The 21828-nt window shown below is 56.9% G+C and carries 21 protein-coding genes; 12 read left to right on the forward strand and 9 right to left on the reverse strand.

Annotated features, from left to right (window positions below):
* Positions 1 to 29: 29 nt before the first annotated feature.
* On the reverse strand, positions 30 to 986 hold the full coding sequence (locus tag ACR3EH_RS19890) for an oxidoreductase (RefSeq protein WP_171187402.1): 957 nt from the start codon (positions 984 to 986) through the stop codon (positions 30 to 32).
* Between the two features lie 90 nt (positions 987 to 1076).
* On the opposite strand from ACR3EH_RS19890, the gene ACR3EH_RS19895 reads away from it, so the two are divergent.
* Positions 1077 to 1625, forward strand: coding sequence for a TetR/AcrR family transcriptional regulator (locus ACR3EH_RS19895; RefSeq protein WP_171187404.1), 549 nt, complete (start codon positions 1077 to 1079; stop codon positions 1623 to 1625).
* 126 nt (positions 1626 to 1751) lie between these two features.
* On the opposite strand, the gene ACR3EH_RS19900 is transcribed toward ACR3EH_RS19895, so the two are convergent.
* Positions 1752 to 2636, reverse strand: coding sequence for a LysR family transcriptional regulator (locus ACR3EH_RS19900; protein WP_171095580.1), 885 nt, complete (start codon positions 2634 to 2636; stop codon positions 1752 to 1754).
* Positions 2637 to 2865: 229 nt separating this feature from the next.
* Here ACR3EH_RS19900 and ACR3EH_RS19905 point away from each other — a divergent pair, with 229 nt between their 5' ends.
* From ACR3EH_RS19905 to ACR3EH_RS19920, 4 genes are read left to right on the forward strand one after another with little or no spacing between them, the layout of a single operon-like run.
* Entirely contained in the window at positions 2866 to 5319 is a 2454-nt protein-coding gene (locus ACR3EH_RS19905) for a GcvT family protein (protein ID WP_171187408.1), read from the forward strand.
* A 14-nt stretch (positions 5320 to 5333) separates the two neighbouring features.
* On the forward strand, positions 5334 to 6854 hold the full coding sequence (locus tag ACR3EH_RS19910) for a trimethylamine methyltransferase family protein (protein WP_171187410.1): 1521 nt from the start codon (positions 5334 to 5336) through the stop codon (positions 6852 to 6854).
* A gap of 56 nt (positions 6855 to 6910) precedes the next feature.
* A complete protein-coding gene (locus ACR3EH_RS19915; RefSeq protein WP_171187412.1) occupies positions 6911 to 7924 on the forward strand; it encodes an Ldh family oxidoreductase in 1014 nt (337 codons plus the stop codon).
* A gap of 11 nt (positions 7925 to 7935) precedes the next feature.
* Complete coding sequence (locus ACR3EH_RS19920) at positions 7936 to 9177, forward strand: NAD(P)/FAD-dependent oxidoreductase (protein WP_171187414.1); 1242 nt, start codon at positions 7936 to 7938, stop codon at positions 9175 to 9177.
* A 53-nt stretch (positions 9178 to 9230) separates the two neighbouring features.
* Here ACR3EH_RS19920 and ACR3EH_RS19925 read toward each other — a convergent pair whose 3' ends face one another.
* The 6 genes from ACR3EH_RS19925 to ACR3EH_RS19950 all read right to left on the reverse strand — a co-directional run bounded on the left by ACR3EH_RS19925 (position 9231) and on the right by ACR3EH_RS19950 (position 15253).
* The gene (locus ACR3EH_RS19925; RefSeq protein WP_171095587.1) at positions 9231 to 10226 is read right to left on the reverse strand and encodes an ABC transporter ATP-binding protein; all 996 of its coding nucleotides are present in this window, start codon (positions 10224 to 10226) and stop codon (positions 9231 to 9233) included.
* Positions 10223 to 11257 carry a Gfo/Idh/MocA family protein gene (locus ACR3EH_RS19930; RefSeq protein ID WP_171187415.1) on the reverse strand — a complete coding sequence of 345 codons (1035 nt, stop codon included), beginning with the start codon at positions 11255 to 11257 and terminating at the stop codon, positions 10223 to 10225. Before ACR3EH_RS19930 ends, ACR3EH_RS19925 begins: the two co-directional genes overlap by 4 nt.
* Positions 11254 to 12093 carry a carbohydrate ABC transporter permease gene (locus ACR3EH_RS19935; protein WP_171187418.1) on the reverse strand — a complete coding sequence of 280 codons (840 nt, stop codon included), beginning with the start codon at positions 12091 to 12093 and terminating at the stop codon, positions 11254 to 11256. The genes ACR3EH_RS19930 and ACR3EH_RS19935 overlap by 4 nt, the downstream gene beginning before the upstream one ends.
* Positions 12094 to 12103: 10 nt before the next feature.
* Positions 12104 to 13018, reverse strand: coding sequence for a carbohydrate ABC transporter permease (locus ACR3EH_RS19940; protein ID WP_171095593.1), 915 nt, complete (start codon positions 13016 to 13018; stop codon positions 12104 to 12106).
* Between the two features lie 64 nt (positions 13019 to 13082).
* On the reverse strand, positions 13083 to 14333 hold the full coding sequence (locus ACR3EH_RS19945; protein ID WP_171187420.1) for an ABC transporter substrate-binding protein: 1251 nt from the start codon (positions 14331 to 14333) through the stop codon (positions 13083 to 13085).
* Positions 14330 to 15253: an N-acetylmuramic acid 6-phosphate etherase gene (locus tag ACR3EH_RS19950; RefSeq protein WP_216601664.1), complete on the reverse strand. Its 924-nt coding sequence runs from the start codon at positions 15251 to 15253 to the stop codon at positions 14330 to 14332. The genes ACR3EH_RS19945 and ACR3EH_RS19950 overlap by 4 nt, the downstream gene beginning before the upstream one ends.
* A 159-nt stretch (positions 15254 to 15412) precedes the next feature.
* Here ACR3EH_RS19950 and ACR3EH_RS19955 point away from each other — a divergent pair, with 159 nt between their 5' ends.
* Genes ACR3EH_RS19955 through nagA form a run of 4 tightly spaced genes read left to right on the forward strand, consistent with a single transcriptional unit; the run spans position 15413 to position 19217 of the window.
* Positions 15413 to 16288 (forward strand): glucosamine kinase nucleotide-binding domain-containing protein, encoded by an 876-nt coding sequence (locus ACR3EH_RS19955; protein ID WP_253746631.1) that lies wholly within the window; start codon positions 15413 to 15415, stop codon positions 16286 to 16288.
* On the forward strand, positions 16275 to 17030 hold the full coding sequence (locus ACR3EH_RS19960) for a GntR family transcriptional regulator (RefSeq protein WP_171187426.1): 756 nt from the start codon (positions 16275 to 16277) through the stop codon (positions 17028 to 17030). Before ACR3EH_RS19955 ends, ACR3EH_RS19960 begins: the two co-directional genes overlap by 14 nt.
* A 13-nt stretch (positions 17031 to 17043) precedes the next feature.
* Positions 17044 to 18072, forward strand: a complete 1029-nt coding sequence (locus ACR3EH_RS19965) for an SIS domain-containing protein (RefSeq protein WP_171187428.1) — start codon at positions 17044 to 17046, stop codon at positions 18070 to 18072.
* Positions 18069 to 19217: an N-acetylglucosamine-6-phosphate deacetylase gene (nagA, locus tag ACR3EH_RS19970; RefSeq protein WP_171676231.1), complete on the forward strand. Its 1149-nt coding sequence runs from the start codon at positions 18069 to 18071 to the stop codon at positions 19215 to 19217. The genes ACR3EH_RS19965 and nagA overlap by 4 nt, the downstream gene beginning before the upstream one ends.
* A 23-nt stretch (positions 19218 to 19240) precedes the next feature.
* On the opposite strand, the gene ACR3EH_RS19975 is transcribed toward nagA, so the two are convergent.
* Positions 19241 to 20140, reverse strand: coding sequence for a LysR family transcriptional regulator (locus tag ACR3EH_RS19975; protein WP_171187433.1), 900 nt, complete (start codon positions 20138 to 20140; stop codon positions 19241 to 19243).
* Positions 20141 to 20301: 161 nt separating this feature from the next.
* Between ACR3EH_RS19975 and ACR3EH_RS19980 the strand changes: the two genes are divergently transcribed.
* The 3 genes from ACR3EH_RS19980 to ACR3EH_RS19990 are packed head-to-tail and all read left to right on the forward strand — an operon-like array spanning position 20302 to position 21808.
* A complete protein-coding gene (locus ACR3EH_RS19980) occupies positions 20302 to 20796 on the forward strand; it encodes a nuclear transport factor 2 family protein (RefSeq protein WP_216600462.1) in 495 nt (164 codons plus the stop codon).
* Between the two features lie 20 nt (positions 20797 to 20816).
* The gene (locus ACR3EH_RS19985; protein ID WP_171647893.1) at positions 20817 to 21209 is read left to right on the forward strand and encodes a nuclear transport factor 2 family protein; all 393 of its coding nucleotides are present in this window, start codon (positions 20817 to 20819) and stop codon (positions 21207 to 21209) included.
* Positions 21206 to 21808, forward strand: a complete 603-nt coding sequence (locus ACR3EH_RS19990) for an NAD(P)H-dependent oxidoreductase (protein WP_171676233.1) — start codon at positions 21206 to 21208, stop codon at positions 21806 to 21808. The genes ACR3EH_RS19985 and ACR3EH_RS19990 overlap by 4 nt, the downstream gene beginning before the upstream one ends.
* Positions 21809 to 21828 lie beyond the last annotated feature (20 nt).

Here is a 21828-nt window from a genome sequence, read left to right on the forward strand (position 1 = left end):
GTGTATCGAGGGGGTCTGTCTTTAAGTGGTTATGCCGCGTGTGCGACGGCAGGCAGGTTGAATTCAAAACCGACCAGCTGCTCGCTTTTTGCCCACAACTGACGTTGCTTTTCGAGATCCAGTGCGTGATCTTTCACCTTGGCGTCGGAAACCGGGCCGCGGGATTCACCCATTTTTTGCGGGCCGTAATATGCGCCACGTTTCGCTTCTTTCCCGACGGCGGCAAGCACCGTCGGATAGGCTCCGGCTTCGGGGCGTTGCGCGACCAGTTTGTTCATCACGGCCAGCATGGCTTTCATAAAGCCGGTCGGGCCGGTGGATTGCAGGTTGGTATCGGTATAGCCGGGGTGGCAGGCGACGCAGATGGCCTTGCTGCCGGCCGCCTTTAGGCGACGATCCAGTTCAAACGCGAACATCAGGTTCGACAGTTTGGACTGGGTATAGGCCTTCATCGGCGTGTATTTGGTGTCGGTCATGAAATCATCCAGATCCAGAGGTCCGTACTTGTGAACCAGGCTGGATAGCACGACAACACGGCCTTCGGCAGCTTCAACCAGATCCAGCAGCAGGCCGGTCCATAGGAAATGCCCCAGATGGTTGGCTCCCATCTGCAGGTCAAACCCATCAACGGTCTTTTCCTGCGGGGTCATCATGATGCCTGCGTTATTGATCAGGCCGTCGATTTTGGTATAGCGACCGCGCAGTTCCTCGGCCGCCTTGCGAACCGACGACAGATCGCTGAGGTCCATCAGGATAAGGTCGACCTTGCCCTTCGAGGACGCTGACAGCTTGCGCTGTGCGGTTTCACCTTTTGCGCGTGAGCGGCAGACCATTACAACGTTCGCGCCTTTTTCACCCAGCATCCGGGCGGCTTCATAACCGATGCCCGAATTTGCGCCGGTGATGACATAGGTCTTGCCATTCAGTTCCGGGAGTTGCGAGGGCTTCCAGCTACTGAAGCCCGAGTCAGTGATTTTCTGTTCCATCCGAGGGGATCCAATCGATATAGGTTGCAGACGGGTATATTCTTGTGTACTCTATTTACAAACACGACCCAAAATGTCAACAAGGTAAAAATGAAAAAATCGTCAAACGCTTTCGAAGTCCTGTCTGTCTTTGCGCAATATGGCTTTCGCAAAGTGTCCATGAATGACATTGCCGAAGCTGCTGGTTTGTCGCGTCAGTCGATCTACAACCAGTTCGGATCGAAAGAAGCCGTTCTGGAATGGGCTGTCAGAACAGTGCTGACATCGATGACCAATGCGGCCCTTGATGTTCTGAGCCAGTCAGAAGGTTCGCCCCGGGATGTTCTGGCCCGGGCGTATCAGACTTGGATCGGAGATCACGTGGCCATATGGCGGGGCACGCCTCATGGTGCCGAGATTATGGAATTTGCCATCGAATCCGCGTCAGATGCCGAAATGGATTACAACGCAGAATTCGAAAAAGCCCTGTCGGGTTATTTGGTGAAAGCAAACGTGGTGCCAACACCCGAAGCGGCGGCGGATTTGGCCTTTCTGCTCACGACTGTATCAACCGGTCTTTTGCTAAAGACCACAACCAGCGAACAATACGCCGCTGGCATGACCCGCGCTACAAGCGTGCTTCTGGCTCATAGTACCTGAACCGGATTTGAACGGAATCGGTGCCCGCAAATGGGTGCTGAGAAGGGGAAAAGAAACGACCACTTTGGCTCTGATTCCGGTTCCCCCTTTTGTTGACGAGCGAACATTTCAGCAAAGTGTTGGCGATCAGTTGGAATCCTCGACCAACCATTTGTAGACCAATGCAGCCCGGTCCGAAGAGGTGTTGTGTAGCACGACATAAAAGTCCAAAGGGGCTGACAGTGTCTGTGGCAATAACTTGGCCAGTTTGCCTGACCTAACCAAACCTGCGGTCAGCCCTTCCCATCCCAGTACAGCGCCCATATCATCCTGTGCTGCTTGCAGGGCAATGGTGTAGTTGTTCACCCTGTGCCCCGATTTGAGTGAGCCGGAGTAACCCAAACCAGCCGCCCATTCCTGCCAACCTGTCCAATCGGTGCCGGGCGCGTCCAGATGTATAAGTGGGATTTTGGGCAGGTCCTGCAGTTGTTCGACTTTATTTTGCCGGACAAATTCAGGGCTGGCCAAAGCCATGATCCGGTCCCGGAACAAAACATGATATGTGCCACGTTCGCGTGATGCGTCACCATACCTGATGCTTATGTCACATTTTTGCGTGTCGTATCCCAAATCAGTGACGACTTGCGTGACAGAGATATGCCCGAAATTCTTCCAAAACTGTGCCAAGCGCGGTGTCAGCCACAATGAGCTGACCGCCGTGCTGGATCGTATCGTCACACCTGAACGATCGTATTGCGAGCGCAACTGCTTGAGTGCCTCGCTGATCCCCTCAAACCCGCGTTGCAAAGCAACCAGCAAATAAGCACCGCTTTCGGTGAGTTCCACACCGCGATGATGGCGCTGGAACAACGCGCAATTGAGTTCGACCTCGAGTGCTTTGACCTGATGGCTGATGGCGGCCGGAGTAACGTTCAGTTCACTGGCGGCCTGTTTGAAGCTGACATGGCGGGCGGCGGCTTCGAAACTGATCAGCGAGCTGAGCGGTGGGAAATCGTAGGGACCATAGGGCAAGGTGGTTTGACCTGTATTATGAGGTTTCGGTGTATTTACGTTATCCTAGGCGTATTCGCATTAGCTGAATTTGCCCAGAGTGAATTTTTTTGCGATTGCGGTCTTGGCCCGTGAGCGCAAAGAATTGGGTAAAGCAGCATGTGCTGCGCTGAATCCCTGACCCACCAAGTTTCCGCCTTGCGGAGCGGCGTTGGCCGGGGTTTCAGCGCAGTGGGAGAGGAGAAAACAAATGCAGTCACATGCCGAAGTTGTTGTTGTAGGGGGCGGCTGTGTCGGAGCCTCGATTCTGTACGGCTTGACCGAGCATGGGTGCACCGAAGCCGTTATGTTGGAACGGACGACGTTGACCTCGGGGTCGACCTGGCATGCGGCGGGCCTTTTGGTGACTTTTGTACGCTCTCACAACGTGTCTAAGATGACGATGGAGACCATCCGCATCTATACCGAGGTCGAGGAAAAGATGGGCAGCTCGGTTGGGTTGCGCAAAGTCGGCCAGCTGCGCGTTGCTAACACCGAAAAACGCTGGGACGAATTCCAGTCTTATATCTCGATTGCCGAAGCCGCCGGCGTGCCGTGCAAACTGCTGACCCCGGAACAAGTGGCCGAGGTTCACCCGCTGTTGAACCAGTCTGAACATATCCGGGGCGGTATCCTGCATACTGAAGACGGCTATGTGAACCCCGCTGACATTACCATGGCAATGGCAAAGCTGGCGCGTGATGCGGGAGCAAAGGTTTACCAGAACACCGAAGCGCAATCTTACGAAAAGCTGGAGAACGGGCTTTGGAAAGTGACCACCGACAAGGGTGAGATCACCTGTAAGCATCTGATCTTCGCCACCGGCAACTACGCGCGCGAAAACGCACGGCGGGTGGGGTTGGATCTGCCTTGTATTCCAATCGTACACCAATACTGGACCACCGAGACCGTGCCGCTGCTGAAGGAACGTCGTGCACAGGGGCTGCCGGAATTCCCGATCCTGCGCGACGAGGATTACGGCGCATATCTGCGCGAGGATGTGGGCGGGATTCAGTTCGGTCCTTATGAATTCACCAAGGACCTCAAACTGTTTGCCGAGGATCGCGTGCCGCCTGATTTCGGAGCCGATCTGCTGCCTGAGGATTTCGATGCGGTGGAAACCCAATGGGAGCGCGCCATTGAGCGTGTGCCGACCCTGGGCGAGGTTGGTATCAAGGCCAACACACGCGGGCCGTTTCAGATGACCCCGGACGAATTGCCGTTGGCGGGCCCCGCGCCGGGGCATGACAATCTGTGGCTGGCCGAAGGTATGCCGGGCGGTATTCTGTGGGGCGGCACAGTCGGCAACCGCCTGGCGAAATGGATCGTGAACGGTGATCCGGGTATGGACATGTCCGAACTCGACCCACGCCGTTTTTCCGACTACGCTTCGAAGCGCTGGACGATGGACAAGGTGCGCGAAACCTGGGGCACCCACATGGACGCGCATATTCCGGGAGAGGACTTCCCGGACGCGCGCCCGATGAAAACCATGGGGTCTTATGATCTGCTAACCGCACATGGCGCAGTCTGGACCAGCTTCAACGGATACGAGTTCCCCCGGTGGTTTGCCAAATCCCCCGCGGAGGCGATCCCCGAACACAGCTTCCGCCGCACCGACCACATGGAACTGGTACAGGCCGAGGTCCGCACGACCCGCGAAGAGGCCGGGTTCATCGAAATGTCGCCGATGACCAAGTTCACCGTGCGCGGCCCCGGTGCCGCAAAATGGCTGGACAGCCTGATGGCCAACAAATTGCCGAAGATTGGCCGCATGACCCTGTCGCTGATGTTGAACGACAAGGGCGGAATGGATGCGGAATACACCATCGTTCGATATGCCGAGGATGATTTCTATCTGATTTCGACCCCGAACTGGCGCGCATACAACTGGGATCAGTTGCAGCGCTTGCTGCCCAAGGACGGCTCGGTCGTGTTGGAGGATATCTCGGAACAGCTGGGCGTGATTGCTTTGGCCGGTCCGAAAGCTCGTGAGATTCTGCAACCGCTGACCGACAACGACCTGTCGAACGAAGCTTTCCCGTGGCTGTCGGCGCAGATGGGTGAGGTAGGGTATGCCAAGGGCGTTCATCTGTTGCGCGTCTCGTATACCGGCGAGCTGGGATGGGAGCTGCACCATCCGGTTGGATATAACCGCCACCTGGTCGATCTGCTTCTCAAGGCTGGGGTGAAGCCCTTTGGCCTGGAAGCCTTGGAGTCGATGCGGCTTGAGAAATCCTATCGCGCGATCAACCGCGAGATTTGCAAGGACATGACACCTTACGAAGCTGATCTGGGTCGCTTTGTGGCCATGACTGAAAAGGTCAATGGCGAGGTGGTCGAGCGGGAGTTCATTGGAAAGGCTGCGCTGCAAAAGCAAAAGGCAGAGGGTGGTTACAACACGCTGGTGACTCTGAAACTGCCGTTCTGCGATACCTCGGTGATGTTTGACGAAGGTGTGTACGCCGATGGAAAGTTGATCGGGCGCGTCACCTCGGGTGGATTTTCCTACTACTGCAACCACGACATCGCGATGGCCCTGGTGCCACAGGACATGACCGCACCAGGCACGAAAATGCAGGTGATGGTTCACAATGAAATGCGCGATGCCGAGGTGATCGACGTTTGCGCTGTTGACCCAACCAGCGCGCGCGCCCGGGCCTGAGAAGGAGAGCTGACATGGCACAAGCACGAGGACGGTCCAGCCGTGGCGGTGGGCGCGCGGCACGCGTTCAGGCCCGCACAAACCCACCCCCGGTCTACCTGCCGACCCTGAACCGTAAGGTCGGACCCATTGACCTGCTGGGTCCTGAGGGGGTCGAGCGTATCCACAATGCTGCGATGACCATTCTGGAAACCACCGGCATTGAATTCCGCGATCCGGTGGCGTTGGCTGACTGGAAGAAATACGGCGCGGACGTGCAGGGCGAACGCGTTCGTATCGGTCGCGACATGCTGATGGATCTGATTTCGTCGGTGCCGTCGGAATGGGCTTATGCGGCACGCAACCCAGAGCGGTCTTTGCGTGTGGGTAACGAGCACTCGGTCTTCGCGAACGCCTATGGCGCACCCTTTGTCTATGACCTTGACGGCGTGCGTCGCCCCTCACAGCTGGAGGATGCGCAGAACTTCTTCAAGATGAGCCAGATGAGCCAGTCGATGATGGTTCCGGGCATATTGCCGGTGGAACCGCAGGATGTTCCGGTTCCGCAGCGCCATCTTGAGCTTGTCCACGCGGCGCTGACGCTGACCGACAAGCCGATCAAGGGTTCGGTATTGTCAGAACAGGCGGCGCGTGACTCGGTGGATATGACCCGGATCGTGTTCGGAGAAGAGTTTGTAGATAATAACGTAGTCATGGCTGCGCTGCTGAACTGCAACACGCCGCTGGTCTGGGATGAGACCATGCTGGAAAGCCTGCGCGTCTATGCAGCGGCCAACCAGCCATGCCTGTTGTCGCCCTTTGTTTTGGCAGGCGCTTCGACCCCGGCCAGCCCGCAAGGCGGCGTGGCGCTGTTGATTGCGGAATCCTTGGCGGGAATGGCCTATAGCCAGATCATCCGACGCGGCGCGCCGATGGTTCTGGGTGTGGCAATCATGGGCGTGTCTATGAAAACCGGCGCGCCGATGATGGGGTCGCCTGAGCCGGGATTGATGAACCTGTTGGTGGGTCAGATGGCGCGGTTCTATCAGGTGCCGTGGCGGACCTGCACAATGTGGACCGGGTCAAAATCGCCCGACATGCAGGCCGGTTTTGACACGGCCAACACGATGTGGCCCGTGCTGCTTGGCGGGGCAAATTACATTGTGCACTCGGCCGGTTTTCTGGAAGGAGCGCTGGGGGTCAGCTACTCGAAATGGGTGCAGGACACGTTGCAGCTTGAGAATTTCCATCGCTTCTTCAGCGGACTTCAGGACGAAGATCTGGACCCGTTGCTGGATGACATCGCCCGCATCGGCCCCGGAGGGCATTTCCTGGGTACAGACCACACGCGCGAAAACCCGATGCATATGAACCACTTGCAAAACAACGATAGTTTTGAACAGTGGGAGGCAGAAGGATCGAAAACGGCTGAGGTTGTTGGCAATGAAGCCGCGCGGCGTATGCTGGACAACTATGTGCAGCCTCCGATGCCTGACGATCAACGCGGTGCGCTGGACGAGTTTGTTGCCAAAAAGCGCCGGGAATACAGCAGTTAACCCTGACGTGGGCGCTGGCGCGCCCCATTGCGCCCTACAAGGACAGGATCACCCAGATGACGGAAATCTCGACGAAAACGCTCTCACTCGCAGAGGTTAGGGAACTGGCCAAATCGGTCCTTGTGGCTGCGGGCATGGATGCACATAGCAGTGCTGTTTTGGCGGAAATTGTCACCCGGTCCGAACGGGACGGTCCCCGCAGCCACGGGCTGCGCATGTTGCCGGTCTACGTGCAAAGCTTCACTTCGGGATATGCCAATCCGACGGCGTCGCCCCGGGTTGAGCGTATTGCCCCCGGCGTTTTACGCGGGGATGGTGACAACGGGTACTATCAACTTGCAGCCGGCATGGCGCGGGATGAACTGATTGCGATGGCGCGTGAAAACGGCATTGCCTCTTTCACCTGTGCCAATTGCCACCACCTTGCAGCGTTGCGTTTTGACACCGAACCACTGGCCGAGGCGGGGTTGGTGGCGCTGGGAGTTGTGAACTCATTGTCTATGGTGGTGCCGCAGGGCGGTGTGCGGCCGGTATTCGGAACGAACCCGATGTCTTTCGCCTGCCCGCGCGAGGGGGCCGAGCCGGTTGTCTGGGATCAGGCGTCATCGATGGTTGCGCTGATGGATATTCGTATGGCCGCGGCAGAGGGGCACGATCTTCCGCGCCCGGCGGGTTTGGCCCTGGATGGTCAGCCCACTGCCGATCCAAATGCCATTCTGGAATCCCGAAGCCTGCTGCCCTTTGGCGAGCACAAAGGGGCCGCGATTGCCTTTCTGATCGAAGTCTTAGGCGCGGCGTTGGCCGGTGGCACGCTATCGGTCGACAATACCGAGCGTGTAGAGCATGGCGCTTTGAACATCAAAGGCGGGGCCACACTGATCGCCATTGATCCTGCGCGCTTTGGAAACCCGGGTTTCAATGACTACGTCAAGCGTATCTGTGCGGAAATCGAAGGCAACGGCTCGGCCCGTGTTCCGGGTGACGGACGGTTGAAAAACCGCGCCACCGCTCAGGAACAGGGCGTAGTTGTTAGTACGGAGTTGTTGTCGCAACTGCATGATTTGCAATAGGAATGCTTCAGATGGAAGAGGTCGCGGTTGTCGGCGGCGGCATTGTTGGCATTTCATGTGCGCTGGCGCTGCAGGCTGAGGGACATCAGGTTACGGTTTTTGAGCCCAACACCATCGGTGAGGGGGCAAGTTGGGCGTCATGCGGTTGTATTGCCGTAGGTGAAATTGTTCCGTTGTCGCAACCCGGAATGATGTTGAAAGTGCCCGGGTGGTTGCTGGACAGCGAAGCGCCCTTGTCGTTGCGTCCCAGTTCAGCGTTGAAGTTGTTGCCGTGGTTCACGCGGTTCACAGCGAACGCTCGCCCGTCAAAGATGCGCGCCATCGCGGCGGATCTGGCGCGGCTGACATTCTTGGCCACGGCGGATTTCAAAGCCCAATTGGATGACATCGGCCACCCGGAATTGCTGATCGAGCGCCCGATAATCAAGCTGTTTGACGATGACGTTGACAAGGCGACTATGGGCGCTGCCTTTGATCTTGCGCGCGAACTTGGATGCACTATTGACGAGATTTCGGGCCATGAAGCTCATGAACTCGACCCCGCCATAGCACCTGATTTCAAATATGCCGTGCTGTTGCGCGACTGGAGCTATGTGACGGATCCAAAACGTTTGGTTGAAGTTCTGCATCAAACGTTCCTAAAGCGGGGCGGCATCGTCAAACGGGCAGGGGCTGCAGGGTTCGACCGAGAAGGTCGACAGGTGCGCTCGGTCAGGCTGACCGATGGCACGGTGGCGCCAACAGGACGCGTTGTTTTGGCTGCTGGCGCCCGATCCAAGGTGCTGGCGCGAGATTTGGGTGTTCCGATCCGATTGGAAGGCGTGGCCGGATACTCAACGGCTCTGTCTGATCCGGGTCTGGAACTGAAGCACACGATTTTTTATCCTAAAGGAGGGTTCGGTGTTACGCCATACGACGGGGCCCTGGCTGTCGCCGGAACGATTGAGTTCGCAAGTTTGGATGCAGCGCCGAACTGGAACCGGGCGGATGTGCTTGTCCGGCGGGCGCATCGTGTCTTGCCCGGCTTAAAAACAGAAGAAGCTGAACGACGTATTGGGTATCGCCCCTTCACCCCTGACACGCGTCCGATCATTGGGCGCAGTGACCGTCTGGACAACGTTCATTTCGCCACGGGTCATGGTCAGCTTGGGTTGACTTTAGCGGCCACCACGGCCCGATTGGTCGCGGCCGATATGGCCGGGCGGAGCCCTCATGTCGACATAGGGGCCTTTTCACCAGACCGCTTTGCCTGATGGTAACGCACAGGTCATTTGGCTGACTGGGGCGGGTGAAGTTCAACAGAGGTTTAGGCGAGCCGAGCGCCCTGCGTATCGAAGCGATAACTGCGATCCGGTGTGAAACCAATATGTATCTCTTGGCCGGTTGCGACCTCGTGTTGACCGAACAGGCGGGCTGTAACCTGATGACCTTGCATCATTGCGATCACGTTGGTGTCCCCTCCCAAATGTTCGACATGGGTTACTTGTGCGCTCAAAGGGCTTTCATCTGTCAGATAGAGGTCTTCGGGCCGGACCCCCATTGTGATGTCTGTGCTTTCTCCAACTAAGCTGGCGGGGAAGAAATTCATCGATGGTGCGCCAAGGAAACCGGCGACAAATTGATTGGCAGGATTGTTGTACAACTCCATCGGGCTGCCAACCTGTTCCACACGCCCGTCGCGCAGTACGACGATCTTGTCCGCCAACGTCATCGCTTCGGTCTGGTCATGGGTGACATAGATCATCGAGGCATCGAGCTGCTGGTGCAAATTCGCGATCTCCAACCGCGTGTTCATACGCAAAGCCGCGTCCAGATTGGATAGAGGTTCGTCAAACAAAAACAATTTGGGTTCGCGAACAATCGCGCGACCGATAGCAACACGCTGACGCTGACCGCCGGACAGCTCAGACGGGTAGCGGTCGATATAGGGTTCAAGGTTCAGCATCTTGCTGGCCTTGGCGACACGTTCCTCGATGACCTGCTTGCTTTGACCTTCCTGTTTCAGCGCCAGCGACATGTTCTTGCGCACGTTCAGATGAGGGTAAAGCGCGTAGCTCTGGAACACCATCGCGATACCGCGTTTTGAAGGCGGTGTGAGGTTCATCAGCTCGCCGCCAATGCGCACTTCGCCCGATGTAACATCTTCCAGACCTGCGATCACGCGCAATAAGGTGGACTTGCCACAGCCCGAGGGGCCGACGAAGACGACGAACTCGCCCTCTTCCACTTCGATGTTGATGTCTTTGAGCACCTCGACAGTGCCAAAGGACTTGTTCACGTTCGTAAGCGTCAGGGCGGTCATGTGTGTGCCTCTTTCAGCGAAATGGGTTGGCCGGTACGGATGCTTTCGTCTGCTGCCAGACAGATGGCCAGCGATTGCACGGCGTCATTCATGTGGCGGGTTAGATCGATGTCGTCGGCAATAGCGCGCAGCATAAAGGCCTGCTCTGCGTCGCAAAGCTCCTGATGGCCGGGTTCGTCGGGCATGTCGATCTGACTGTCCCCCTCGGGGCGGTGGACCAGAATGCCGCCGACCTTGGTGTGGCCGTCGATATCTGAGGATGCGCCCGTGTTGCCATCGGTGATCGAAACCGACCCGTTGGGCGAGACGATGTCTTTCACGAAAAACGCGGTCTCAGACATCATCGGGCCCCAACCGGCCTCGTACCAACCGACCGAGCCGTCCTGGAAGATGACCTGAAACTGTCCGTAATTGTACATATCTTCGGCGATCTCATCGCTCAGGCGCAGGCCCATGCCATGTACGCGCACCGGGTCCGAATCCGTGATTTGGCACATCACATCGACGTAATGCACGCCGCAATCGACGATGGGCGAGGTGGTTTGCATTAGCGCCTTATGCGTTTCCCACTCGGCCCCGCTGCTTTGCTGGTTGAGGTTCAGGCGAAACACATATGGCCCGCCAAGGTCACGCGCCTCGGAAATCAGGCGCATCCACGACGGGTGATGACGCAGGATATATCCAACGACCAGCTTGCGGTTGGTCTGGGTGGCCTTTTCGACAACGCGTTTGGCATCGGCCACGGTGGTGGCCAGTGGTTTTTCAACGAAGACGTGCGCGCCCGCCTCCATCGCCGCGCAGGCATAATCTGCATGGCTGTCGGAATAGGTGGCGACAACGACCAAATCCGGATTTGTCTCGGCCAACGCCGAGTGGAAATCCGAATAGGCAGGATACTGGCCCAGCTCGGGGTGATCCACATGACCGGACCTGTTCACCAATCCCACGATTTGCGCGTCCGGATGGTGGTGATGGGCCAGCGCGTGGCTAAGGCCCATATTGCCAAGGCCAGCAATCAGAACTCGGGTCATTTGACAGCTCCTGAAGTGATGCCGCGGATCAGTTGGCGCGAGAAGATGACATAGAGCACCAGCACCGGCAGGATTGCCATCGACAGGGCCGACAGAACCGCATTCCAATCGGTGACGAATTGACCGATGAAGACCTGACTGCCCAGCGTCAGGGTTTTGGTCTCCTCCGCCGGGGCGAGGATCAGCGGGAACCACAGATCGTTCCAGATCGGGATCATGTTGAATACCGCGACCGTTGCCATGGCAGGGCGGACGAGCGGCAGGACAAGACGGAAGAAGATCGTATATTCCGACAACCCATCGACCCTGCCTGCATCCTTCAGGTCGTCGGACACCTGTCGCATGAACTCGGACAGGATAAACACCGCCAACGGTAATCCTTGTGCCGTGTAGACAAGGATCAAGGCCCAAAGCGTGTTCACAAGCCCGGTGGCCACCATCATCTCGAGGATCGCGACAGTACCGATACGGATTGGAATCATAATCCCAAGCGCCAGATAGAGACCCATCAGCAGGTTGCCCTTGAAGCGGTATTCACTGAGGGCAAAGGCCGCCATGGCACCAAAAAGCAGGATGAATGCCAGCGACACCACCGTAACGATCATCGAATTCTGGAAATAGAGGAAGAAATCCCCTTGTTTCATCACCGTCTGGTAACCGATCAGCGAAAAGCTCTCAGCGTCGGGCAGGGCAAGCGGTTCGCGAAAGATGGCGCGGCGGGTTTTGAAGCTGTTGATGATGATGACGAAGACCGGGAACAGGGCGATCAGCGTGTAAAGGATCAGCGCCCCGTGCATGGCGGCGGTGTTCAGCGGGTTTTGGCGTGCTTTGTTCATGGCCATGCCCTCACAACTGGTACCGGCGCATCCGGGTCTGGATGCCGAAGAGGTAGATGCAGACCCCCACGAGGATGATCGCGAACATGGCCCCAGCGATAGCGGACCCCATATGCGGATCTCCCAATTGCAATTGGAAGCCAAAGAAGGTTCGGTACATGAATGTACCAAGGATATCAGTTGAGAAATCCGGCCCAGCTAGCGCGCCTTGCGACACGTATATCAGGTCGAACGCGTTAAAGTTGCCCACAAATGTCAGGATCGAGATGATGCCGATGGACGGCAATATGAGCGGCAGTTTGATTTTCCAGAACGCGGAAGCCCCGGTAATCCCATCGATCTCTCCGGCCTCAAGGATTTCTTCGGGGATCGACAGAAGGGCAGCATAGATCAACATCATCGGGATCCCGACGAACTGCCAGACCGACACCAGCGCCAGCGTTGTCAGTGCGTATTCTTCTTTACCCAGCCACGGTGCAAACAGTGACTTTAGACCGATGGCGTCCAGCATCGACGGCGCGATACCCCAAAGGGGTGACAGGATCAGTTTCCAGGCGAAGCCAACGATCACAAAGCTTAGGATCGTGGGGATGAAAATCGCCGAACGGTAAAGCGCAGCGAACCGCAAGCGGGGATGTGACAAGATTGCCGCCAAGGCGATGCCGATGGGGTTCTGCACCAGCATGTGGATCAGGAAAAACCAGAAGTTGTTTCCCAACGCGTTCCAGAACTGTTCGGACCAGATCGGGTCGAAAAACAGGGTGCGGAAATTTTCCAAGCCCACATAGACGCGCGCCTGATCAACCTCGCTGAACAGTGCAAGACGGAGGGTGTTGAACAAAGGGAAGATCATCACCGCCGTGTAGACCAGAACCGCAGGGGCAAGGAAAACGGCGATGTGCCAGCGGATGCGGCGGGTCTGCATGACGGTCTCCGGGAAAAGGTCCGGACGCGAAACCCCGCGTCCGGTGATGGTTAGCGCTCAGGCTTTACTGATGGGGTGCGTACCAACTGGCCAAACCGTCCTGCAACTGCTGGCCCAACGCCTCGGGGCTTTCCGTGCCTTTAATGGCAGCGACAGATGCACCCCAGGTTTCGTTTTCCAGGTTTGGCGTGCCACGCGACAGGATCTGATAGGTCGAACGGATTGTGCTTTCACACTCATCCCGCCAGCCGACGATTTCCTTGGCCAGCGGGTCTTCCAGCTCGACCGGAGTGTTGGACAGGGGGAAGAACCCGGGAACCGCGTTGCCAAAGATGCTGGCGAATTCCGGGCTTGCGACCCAGGACAGGAAAGTTTTTGCGGCCTCTTGGTTTTCACTGGCCGCGTTCAGGCCGATGCCAATGTCAGTGTGGTCAGAGATATAGCAGGTGTCGCCTGCATTCTGGACCGGAGGTTTGAAAGCGCCCATTTCGAAATCGGCCTGCGTATTGAAGCCAGCGATTTCCCAGCTGCCCGCCGGGTAGATTGCGGCGCGACCGAGGGTAAACAGGTTCTGACTGTCGGGATAGGTTTGCGCTTCGTATCCGTCGCCCAGATAGTCCGCCCATTTAGCCAGTGTCGCATAAGGTGCAACCCATTGCGGGTCCGTCAGTTTCTGCTCGCCTTTTATCAGCGCCAGGCGGCCTTCTTCGCCTTTCCAGTAGTTCGGGCCGATATTGTTATAGCCCATCGTGGCAGCTTCCCACTGGTCGTTTGTGCCCATCGCCATTGGGATATAGGTACCGTCTTCCTTGATCTTGTCCAAAGCGGCAAAGAACTCGGCCTCTGTGGTGGGGACTTCAAGGCCCAACTCATTGAAGGCGTCTTTATTGTAGATAAAACCGTGGATCACCGACGCCATAGGCACGCAGAAACTGGCGGATGCGTCATCGGTCTGCCATGCGGATTTCGCAACATCCGAGAAATTGCCCATGGCCTCGAGGTCGGACAGGTCAGTTAGGTGCCCGCTTTCGTACAGCGCCAGCGAAGCGTCAAACGGGCGACAGGTGATCAGGTCACCGGCCGATCCGGCCTCAAGTTTCGAGTTCAGAACTGCGTTGTACTCGGCAGGCGCGGAGGGTGAGAAGATGACTTTGATACCCGGGTGCTCTGCTTCGAAGGCGGGAATGATCTTTTCCTGCCATAGGGCCAGGTCGTCATTGCGCCAGCTTTCGATTGTCAGCGTAGCCTCTTGTGCATAAGCGCTTGTGACCAGCGCTGTGCTCATCAGAGCCAGGCTTAGAACTTTGCGTTTCATTTTGCTTCTCCCAGGTTTGTGTTTTCGTTGTTTCGCTTTAATCGGTTCATTGCGGGTCGGAGGTGGCCGTTTGTTTCATCCAGAAGTGCTTGCGCGGTTTCATCAGATCCGACACCTGCTGCGACGAGTACCGCACATTTGAGGTCGCCGCCCGTGATGTTCAGCGCCGATGCCGCTTGTTTGGGATCAACGCCCGTCAGCTGACAGACGATCCCGTTGGCGCGAGCACGTAACTTGTCGTTGTCGGCGCGTAGGTTGATCATCATTCCGTCCTGAATATGGCCCAACTCGACAGCCATCAGTGTGGAAAGCATATTCAACGCAATTTTCTGCGCGGTGCCTGCGCCCATTCGGGTCGAGCCGGATACAAGTTCCGGCGGGGTCTCCAGCAAGACCGCATGATCCGATAGCTGCAAGAGTTCGGAGCCAGCGTTGTTGGCGATGCCAATGACCTGGGCACCTTTGTCGCGAGCAATGCGAGCGGCTGCGATGGTGTAAGGTGTAGTTCCACTGGCCGAAACTGCGATCAGTGTGTCACGGACGGAAAGTTCGGCCAATTCATCTGTAAGAGTGGTCGAGATGTCTTCGACATCTCCGGGCATCTCTGCGCTGGAAGGCAATCCGCCCGCCATGTGAATTTGGACCTGATTTGCCGGGATGGAAAAAGTGCCCCCAAGTTCCAGAGCATCCGCTGCAGCCATGAGGCCAGAGGAACCTGCCGCCAAATAGCGCAGAACGCCTTTCGCCCGGACCGTGGCCGCCATGGCCTGTGCCCCATCACAGATTGGCCCCACCGCATCCAGTGGCGCAGACGCGGCCAAGGCTTGCGACTGCGCCAGAAGGGCAGCGACATCTGACAGTGGGCGCGTGTCGAGCCCGATTGCATTTGGGTGCAACTGTTCTGTCACAGGTGTGTTCAAGTGATTCTCCCCCGGTCTCTCGGCATCATACCTTTTAGATACCATTAGTCTACCATTTTGTTTATTTCCCTCAATAATGCAATTTAACTCGCATGAGGTCGTATTTTGGCCTTCTAAATTCGGCAAAGGTATTATAAAGGTCTCTTCATGACTCGCTGCATGGATAATCTGGTTTTGGCAATAGACGGTGGAGGTACGCGGTGCCGCCTCGCTTTGTCGGATCGTGCTCGAAGCTGGCGGGTTGAGGTTGGGTCGGCGAACGTGTCGACCGATTTCGATGCGTCCTGTGCTGAGCTTTCGGAAGGATTGGCCGCATTGGGTCAACAAGCTGGCATTGACGTCGCAGACCTCGCCAAAGTGCCGGCATACCTGGGTTTGGCAGGTATCACGGGGCCTGCGATAGCTGATCGTCTGGCCGCGGTCCTGCCCTTTACGCATGTGCGCATAGAAGATGATCGCCCATCTGCCCTTCGCGGGGCGTTAGGGCCACGTGACGGGTTTGTTGCACATTGTGGAACCGGGTCGTTTCTGGCCATGCAGCAGGGTGGAAAGCCAAGTTTTGCCGGAGGATGGGGGCCGGTGTTGGGGGACCAGGCTTCGGCTCAGTGGGTCGGAAAACGGGCATTGTCCGAGGTGCTGGAATGTGCTGACGGGGTGATTGCGTCGTCTGAACTGTCCGGGCACTTGCTGCGCCGGTTCGAGGGTGCGACTGGTATCGTCAAAGCCGCATCGACAATGTCTCCTACGGAATTTGGTGCCCTTGCACCTGTCGTCACACAGTCTGCGGGGAAGGGGGACACAATTGCGATGTCGATCATGCAGGCGGGTGCCGACTATTTGGCGGACAGGCTGAAAAAGATGGGCTGGATCCCCGGTGTTCCCATTTGCCTGACGGGTGGAATAGGTCCGCACTACGCTGCCTTTTTGCCAAAAGACATGCAGCAAGTTTTAACGCAGCCATCAGGCGATCCGCTTTCAGGGGCAATCGCTTTGGCGCAAGCGTTCAAAGAGGAGGTCGAACATGAGCGTTGTTGATTTCCTAAAGCCCGAGGGCTGGCTGGGCCAGTCTGCCGGACCACGTTACGTGCAGCTGCGCCAGCGGCTTGAACAGGGGATCGAGGAAGGTATCCTGCCGCCAAACAGCTCTCTGCCGCCCGAACGTGAGATCGCGGAATTGACCGACCTGTCGCGTGTAACAGTCCGCAAGGCCATTCAGGAGTTGGTGCGCAAAGGAACAATCGAGCAACGGCAAGGCTCAGGTTCGTTTGTGCGGGAACCAGTCGCGCGGGTCGAGCAGTCCCTGTCGCATCTGACCTCATTCACCGAGGATATGGAGCGGCGTGGTTTTGAAACGACCTCGACGTGGCTGGAGCGGGGAATTTTCCTGCCCGCACCCGATGAAATGCTGGCGTTGGGCCTGTCGGCCAATGATCAAGTGGCCCGAATCCACCGTCTGCGTGCAGCCGGAGGACGCCCGATGGCCTTAGAACGCGCCGCGCTGCCATTGGACATCCTACCCAACCCCACCGAGGTGACCGGGTCGCTTTATGCCGTACTTGAACAGTCAGGTCGTCGCCCGGTCCGCGCGATCCAAAAGATCTCGGCCATCAATCTTGAAGCAACCGAAGCGCGGCTGCTGGACGTCGCCGAGGGGACGGCAGGATTGCGTATTCAGCGTACGTCATATCTGGAAAGCGGACGTGTGGCCGAACTCACCCGTTCCATCTATCGCGGGGATGCCTACGATTTCGTGGCCGAACTGCGCCTATCAAACTGAAAGGGCGGACCTGATGTCCAACCAACTCACGCTTATGCGGCAGGAAATCAACGAAGTACCTGTCGCCGTTGACCGCCTGCTGACCGAAGGATCCGAGGCCATCAAATCAGCGGCGCAAGAAGTGCGCGCGCGCGATCCGCTCTTTTTGATTTCTGTTGCGCGGGGATCATCCGATCATGCTTGCAGCTATCTGAAATACGCGTCAGAGCTGTTGCTGGGCCTGCCCATGGCGTCGGTTGGGCCAAGCGTCAAATCGATCTACGGCGTCGATATGCGCTGTCCAAACGCGCTGTGCATATCGGTGTCGCAATCTGGGCAAAGCCCAGACATTGTTCGCCTGACCCAATCGCTGACCCAAGGCGGCTCTTATTCTGTGGCGATTACCAATGATACCGGTTCGGCCCTGGCGAATGTTGCCTCGGCCGCGCTGCCCATTCATGCCGGGCCAGAGTTGAGTGTCGCAGCGACCAAAACATTTGTGACGTCTTTGGTTGCGGGGCTTTGGTTGCTGGCCGAGATCAAAGGCGACGCAGATTTGCTGGCGGCCATCCGCAACCTGCCCAAAGATCTGGAGCAGGCCATTGCCTGCGACTGGGGTGTAGTAATCGATGCGATCGATGGCCAGTCGCTGTTCACGTTGGGCCGCGGAACGTCCTGGGCGATCTCGAACGAGGCGGCGTTAAAGTTCAAGGAAACCTGCCAGATCCACGCCGAAAGCTACTCCTCTGCCGAAGTGTTGCACGGTCCGGTTTCAATAGTGGATCAAGGTTTTCCGGTCCTCGCCTTTTCCTCCGGCGACGCTGCCGAGGCAAATATTGCAGAGGTCGCAGATGCACTTGCCGCCAAGGGTGCACAGGTTTTTGCAACGACGGATCGCGTAAAGGATGCTGTTTCGCTGCCGCATGTGCGGACAGCGCATTGGATGACCGATCCTGTCGCTGCCATTGCTTCTTTCTATGGTATGGTTGAAGCCGTCGCTGCGCGTCGCGGCATCAACCCTGATACACCGCGCCATCTTCGGAAAGTGACCGAAACAGTATGAATGGCTCAATCATCACCTTCGCCGGCGGTCCGATTTTTGACGGAGAGACACTGTTTCAAGATCATGCCATTCGGTTTGTAGACGGCACAGTCGACGCGATAATACCGACAAATGAACTGCCGACCTACACAAGGATTGAGGATCTGTCAGGTGACATCCTCAGTCCCGGCTACGTTGATTTGCAGGTGAATGGCGGGGGAGGTGTGATGTTCAATGACGCTCCCTCGGTCGAAACGTTGCAGCGGATCGCTCAGGCACATCGCGGGTTGGGGGCAATTGCAATTCTGCCGACGCTGATCACGGACACGCCAGCGAAAACAACTGCTGCCATACAGGCTGCGATACAGGCGGTGCGCCAGAGGGTTCCTGGCATTGCAGGTCTGCATCTTGAAGGGCCGCATTTGTCGGTGCGTCGCAAGGGTGCCCATGACGGCGCGCTGATCCGCCCGATGGAGGAAGCTGATCTTGATCAGCTTTTGGCTGCCGCCCGCGAATTACCTGCGCTGATGGTCACGTTGGCACCAGAGAATGTTTCGGTTGACCAGGTTAAGGCTTTGACCCAGGCGGGGATTATCGTCTCGCTGGGCCACACCGACGCCTCATTTGACACTTGCATCACTTACGCAAAGGCTGGTGCCCGCTGCGCGACGCATCTGTTCAACGCAATGAGCCAACTCGGCAGTCGAGAGCCCGGTTTGGTGGGAGCAGTGCTTGCAAGCGGGAACCTGTTTGCAGGTTTGATCGCAGACACTGTGCATGTTCACTCCGAAACGATGCGCGCTGCATTTGTAGCCAAACGCGGGCCGGGAAAAATATTCTTGGTCAGCGATGCGATGGCCGTGGCTGGCACTGATCAAACTGCGTTTCATCTGGAAGGGCGGCTTATCCGGCGCGAGGAGGGCAGACTGACACTGCAAGACGGTATATTGGCAGGGGCGGATTTGGACCTGACAACCGCCATACGGAACCTGGTGACTAAAGTCGGAATGCCACTGTCACAAGCTTTAGCAGCAGCAACCAGCGTTCCGGCTGAATTGATCCTCAAGGGGGCGTCCAAGCCAGTCCCGCAACTGCCTGACATGGTGCGTATCTCGCCCGATTTGTCGGAAGTGGCACCAGTTCAGCGCTTAACTGATGCTGCTTGAACGGAAATAGTATTCTTATTTTTCTACTTAGAACCTCTTTGCTGTTTTATGTGCTCAATGAACAGCTTTAGTGGCATCATGCCCCTGTATTCCCGCGGGTAATAAAGGAAAATACCAGGCGTCTGGCCCAGATGGTTTTCAAGAACAGGCTTAAGGTGGCCTGCCCTGATTTCAGCGGCCACAAAGGCCCGGAATGTATAAACCAGCCCCAACCCCTGTTTTGCAAGATCAACCGAAGCTGGCAAAGTGTTTGTGATCAGATTGCCTTGCACTTGAACGGAATACGGTCCCTCTCTGGCTTCAAAACGCCACGGAGCAATCTGGCCAGAAGACTGAAACCTGTATCGAATACAGTTATGCTCAAGAAGATCGCGTGGGTCTCTGGGCGTGCCGCGGGCAGTCAGATAGTGCGGACTTGCTGATACGGCCAGTTGCAATGGCTGAGTAAGTCGAACCGCGACCATATCTTGCGCAACTCGGTCCCCCAACCGGAACCCAGCATGCAATTCTTCGCCCAAAATGTCCGAGAGCGCATCCGTCAATGACAGCTCCAGCTCAATCTCGGGAAATTTGGCGCAAAAGCTGTTCAGGATCGGGCTCACGTACAAATGGTACGCAAATTCAGGCATGGCCAACTTCAGCGTGCCCCGGGCGGCATGGCCTGTGCTGCGTGCACTTTCTACCGCCTCGGACAGTTGGTCAAAGGCTGGGCCCGCTCCACGGATGAGCGCACGCCCGGCTTCGGTCAGGCTGATTGAGCGCGTTGTTCTTATGAAGAGTGCCGTATCCAGCTGATCTTCCAGCGACTTTAACTGATGACTCACGGTCGATGGTTTGATGCCAAGTGCGTCTGCGGCGGCCCGCAGCGACCCGTGCCTGGCTATGGCGGTGAAGATTTCAAGCGTTGCAAGCGGTAAGCGCATAGGATCCCCGATCTTGGCTTTGTTCGACTCTATACATGAAAGTAGTGAATTTCGGGGGAATTATCACGAAAGAGCTAAATAACTAAGTTCTCGTTATCACAGCGTAGACCGGCAGAAAGCGTTGCAGTTGCCCGACGCCTAAGCGCCTGAGAGGACAAGAGATGAAAACCCTGACCAAAGCCGCAGCACTCGCCACCGCAATCATCGCAGGAGACACCGCCATGGCGGCCTCACCGGAAGAGAACATCAAAGTGGTCCAAGACTTTTTTGCCGCCTACGGCGCGAACGATCTGGACGGAATTGCTGCCGTGATGGACGAGGACGTCAAATGGCACATTCCGGGTCGTCACCCATTGTCTGGAACGAAGAACGGGCGTGAGGAAGTGCTCGCCTTCTTCGCACAATTGGGCACAGCCGGGTTCCAAGCCCAGCCGATCTATTTCGGCGCGGATGAAACACATGTCGTGGACATTCATCGCGGTTGGTCGAATGCAGACGGAAAACCGAATGTAGATACGACCTGGGCGCTGGTCTATCGCATCGAAGAGGGCAAGATCGTCGAAGCGACGAACCTTTCTGCCGATCAGGATGCGGCAAATACGTTTTTCTGGTCGCAGTATGATCTGGCTCCGCTGCCGGACCGGCTGGCTGATTAAGTCGCCGAATGGTGAACTCCATGAACGACTATCCCAAAATACGTTCCTTTATCGCAGATTGGTTCGCGCGGTTTGACCGGCTTGATCCGATCGAGGCATTCCTTGAGGACCTACACCCCGATGTGGATTGGGACATGCCGGATGTTGACGCGACCTTGACAGGGCACGCTCGGGTGCGCGCGTGGTATACAGACGTACTTGCAACCTTGCAGCGCCCGACCGAACATCACGTCAGCAAGATAAAGGTCACGCCGGGCGCTACGGAGTTCGAAGTTCTGTTTCGTGCCACAACCGTGAGCGGAGAACATATCGAAGCGCGGGTTCAGGAAAACTGGCGGTTTGACACGCGTCCCGATGGTCGCCCCCTCATCACCGTTCATTCAGCGAAACTTCTGCAAGAGGCAGACACATGAAAACACTCGTTCTCACCGCGCATCCAGACCTGAGCAAATCCCGGATCAACCGAGTCTGGTTCGATGCGCTTTCAGACGCGCAAGAAGTCACCACACGCGATTTGACCGATATCGGTGGTGCTGAGTTGCGTTTTGACGTCGAAACGGAACAAGCATTGCTGATGGCCCATGACCGGATTGTATTTCAGTTCCCGTTTTACTGGTACTTTGCGCCGCCTGTCATGAAGGCGTGGATGGATCAAGTTCTGAGCTATGGCTTTGCCTACGGACCCGGTGGGGATCATCTGAAGGGGCGCGAGTTTCTGATCCTTGTCTCTACAGGTGGGCCCGAGCACAGTTACCACGCGGGAGGGTACAACAATTACACGATGGCCGAGTTTCTTAAGCCTTTCCAGCAAACCGCGAACCTTGCCGGAATGACCTATCTGCGCCCCTTTGTGGCTCATGGGATGGCGCTGGCCTCGCAAGATCAAATCGAAGCGACCGTACCGGACATGTTGGCTCATTTAACCGACCCGGACTTGGATCCAAAAGTTAAACAGGCACGCTTGTTGAAACAACTTGAGGATGACCCGACCAAAGCCGCCGCTGTCAGTTGATCATACCCCAAAAGAAACCG

This window comes from Ruegeria sp. BG7 (genome assembly GCF_056535685.1).

Excerpts from the sequence above, each read along its gene's own strand:
- ACR3EH_RS19890 (WP_171187402.1), bottom strand. The coding sequence starts at position 986 with ATGGAACAGAAAATCACTGACTCGGGCTTCAGTAGCTGGAAGCCCTCG.
- ACR3EH_RS19895 (WP_171187404.1), top strand. The coding sequence starts at position 1,077 with ATGAAAAAATCGTCAAACGCTTTCGAAGTCCTGTCTGTCTTTGCGCAA.
- ACR3EH_RS19905 (WP_171187408.1), top strand. The coding sequence starts at position 2,866 with ATGCAGTCACATGCCGAAGTTGTTGTTGTAGGGGGCGGCTGTGTCGGA.
- ACR3EH_RS19910 (WP_171187410.1), top strand. The coding sequence starts at position 5,334 with ATGGCACAAGCACGAGGACGGTCCAGCCGTGGCGGTGGGCGCGCGGCA.
- ACR3EH_RS19915 (WP_171187412.1), top strand. The coding sequence starts at position 6,911 with ATGACGGAAATCTCGACGAAAACGCTCTCACTCGCAGAGGTTAGGGAA.
- ACR3EH_RS19920 (WP_171187414.1), top strand. The coding sequence starts at position 7,936 with ATGGAAGAGGTCGCGGTTGTCGGCGGCGGCATTGTTGGCATTTCATGT.
- ACR3EH_RS19925 (WP_171095587.1), bottom strand. The coding sequence starts at position 10,226 with ATGACCGCCCTGACGCTTACGAACGTGAACAAGTCCTTTGGCACTGTC.
- ACR3EH_RS19930 (WP_171187415.1), bottom strand. The coding sequence starts at position 11,257 with ATGACCCGAGTTCTGATTGCTGGCCTTGGCAATATGGGCCTTAGCCAC.
- ACR3EH_RS19935 (WP_171187418.1), bottom strand. The coding sequence starts at position 12,093 with ATGAACAAAGCACGCCAAAACCCGCTGAACACCGCCGCCATGCACGGG.
- ACR3EH_RS19940 (WP_171095593.1), bottom strand. The coding sequence starts at position 13,018 with ATGCAGACCCGCCGCATCCGCTGGCACATCGCCGTTTTCCTTGCCCCT.
- ACR3EH_RS19945 (WP_171187420.1), bottom strand. The coding sequence starts at position 14,333 with ATGAAACGCAAAGTTCTAAGCCTGGCTCTGATGAGCACAGCGCTGGTC.
- ACR3EH_RS19955 (WP_253746631.1), top strand. The coding sequence starts at position 15,413 with ATGGATAATCTGGTTTTGGCAATAGACGGTGGAGGTACGCGGTGCCGC.
- ACR3EH_RS19960 (WP_171187426.1), top strand. The coding sequence starts at position 16,275 with ATGAGCGTTGTTGATTTCCTAAAGCCCGAGGGCTGGCTGGGCCAGTCT.
- ACR3EH_RS19965 (WP_171187428.1), top strand. The coding sequence starts at position 17,044 with ATGTCCAACCAACTCACGCTTATGCGGCAGGAAATCAACGAAGTACCT.
- nagA (WP_171676231.1), top strand. The coding sequence starts at position 18,069 with ATGAATGGCTCAATCATCACCTTCGCCGGCGGTCCGATTTTTGACGGA.
- ACR3EH_RS19975 (WP_171187433.1), bottom strand. The coding sequence starts at position 20,140 with ATGCGCTTACCGCTTGCAACGCTTGAAATCTTCACCGCCATAGCCAGG.
- ACR3EH_RS19980 (WP_216600462.1), top strand. The coding sequence starts at position 20,302 with ATGAAAACCCTGACCAAAGCCGCAGCACTCGCCACCGCAATCATCGCA.
- ACR3EH_RS19985 (WP_171647893.1), top strand. The coding sequence starts at position 20,817 with ATGAACGACTATCCCAAAATACGTTCCTTTATCGCAGATTGGTTCGCG.
- ACR3EH_RS19990 (WP_171676233.1), top strand. The coding sequence starts at position 21,206 with ATGAAAACACTCGTTCTCACCGCGCATCCAGACCTGAGCAAATCCCGG.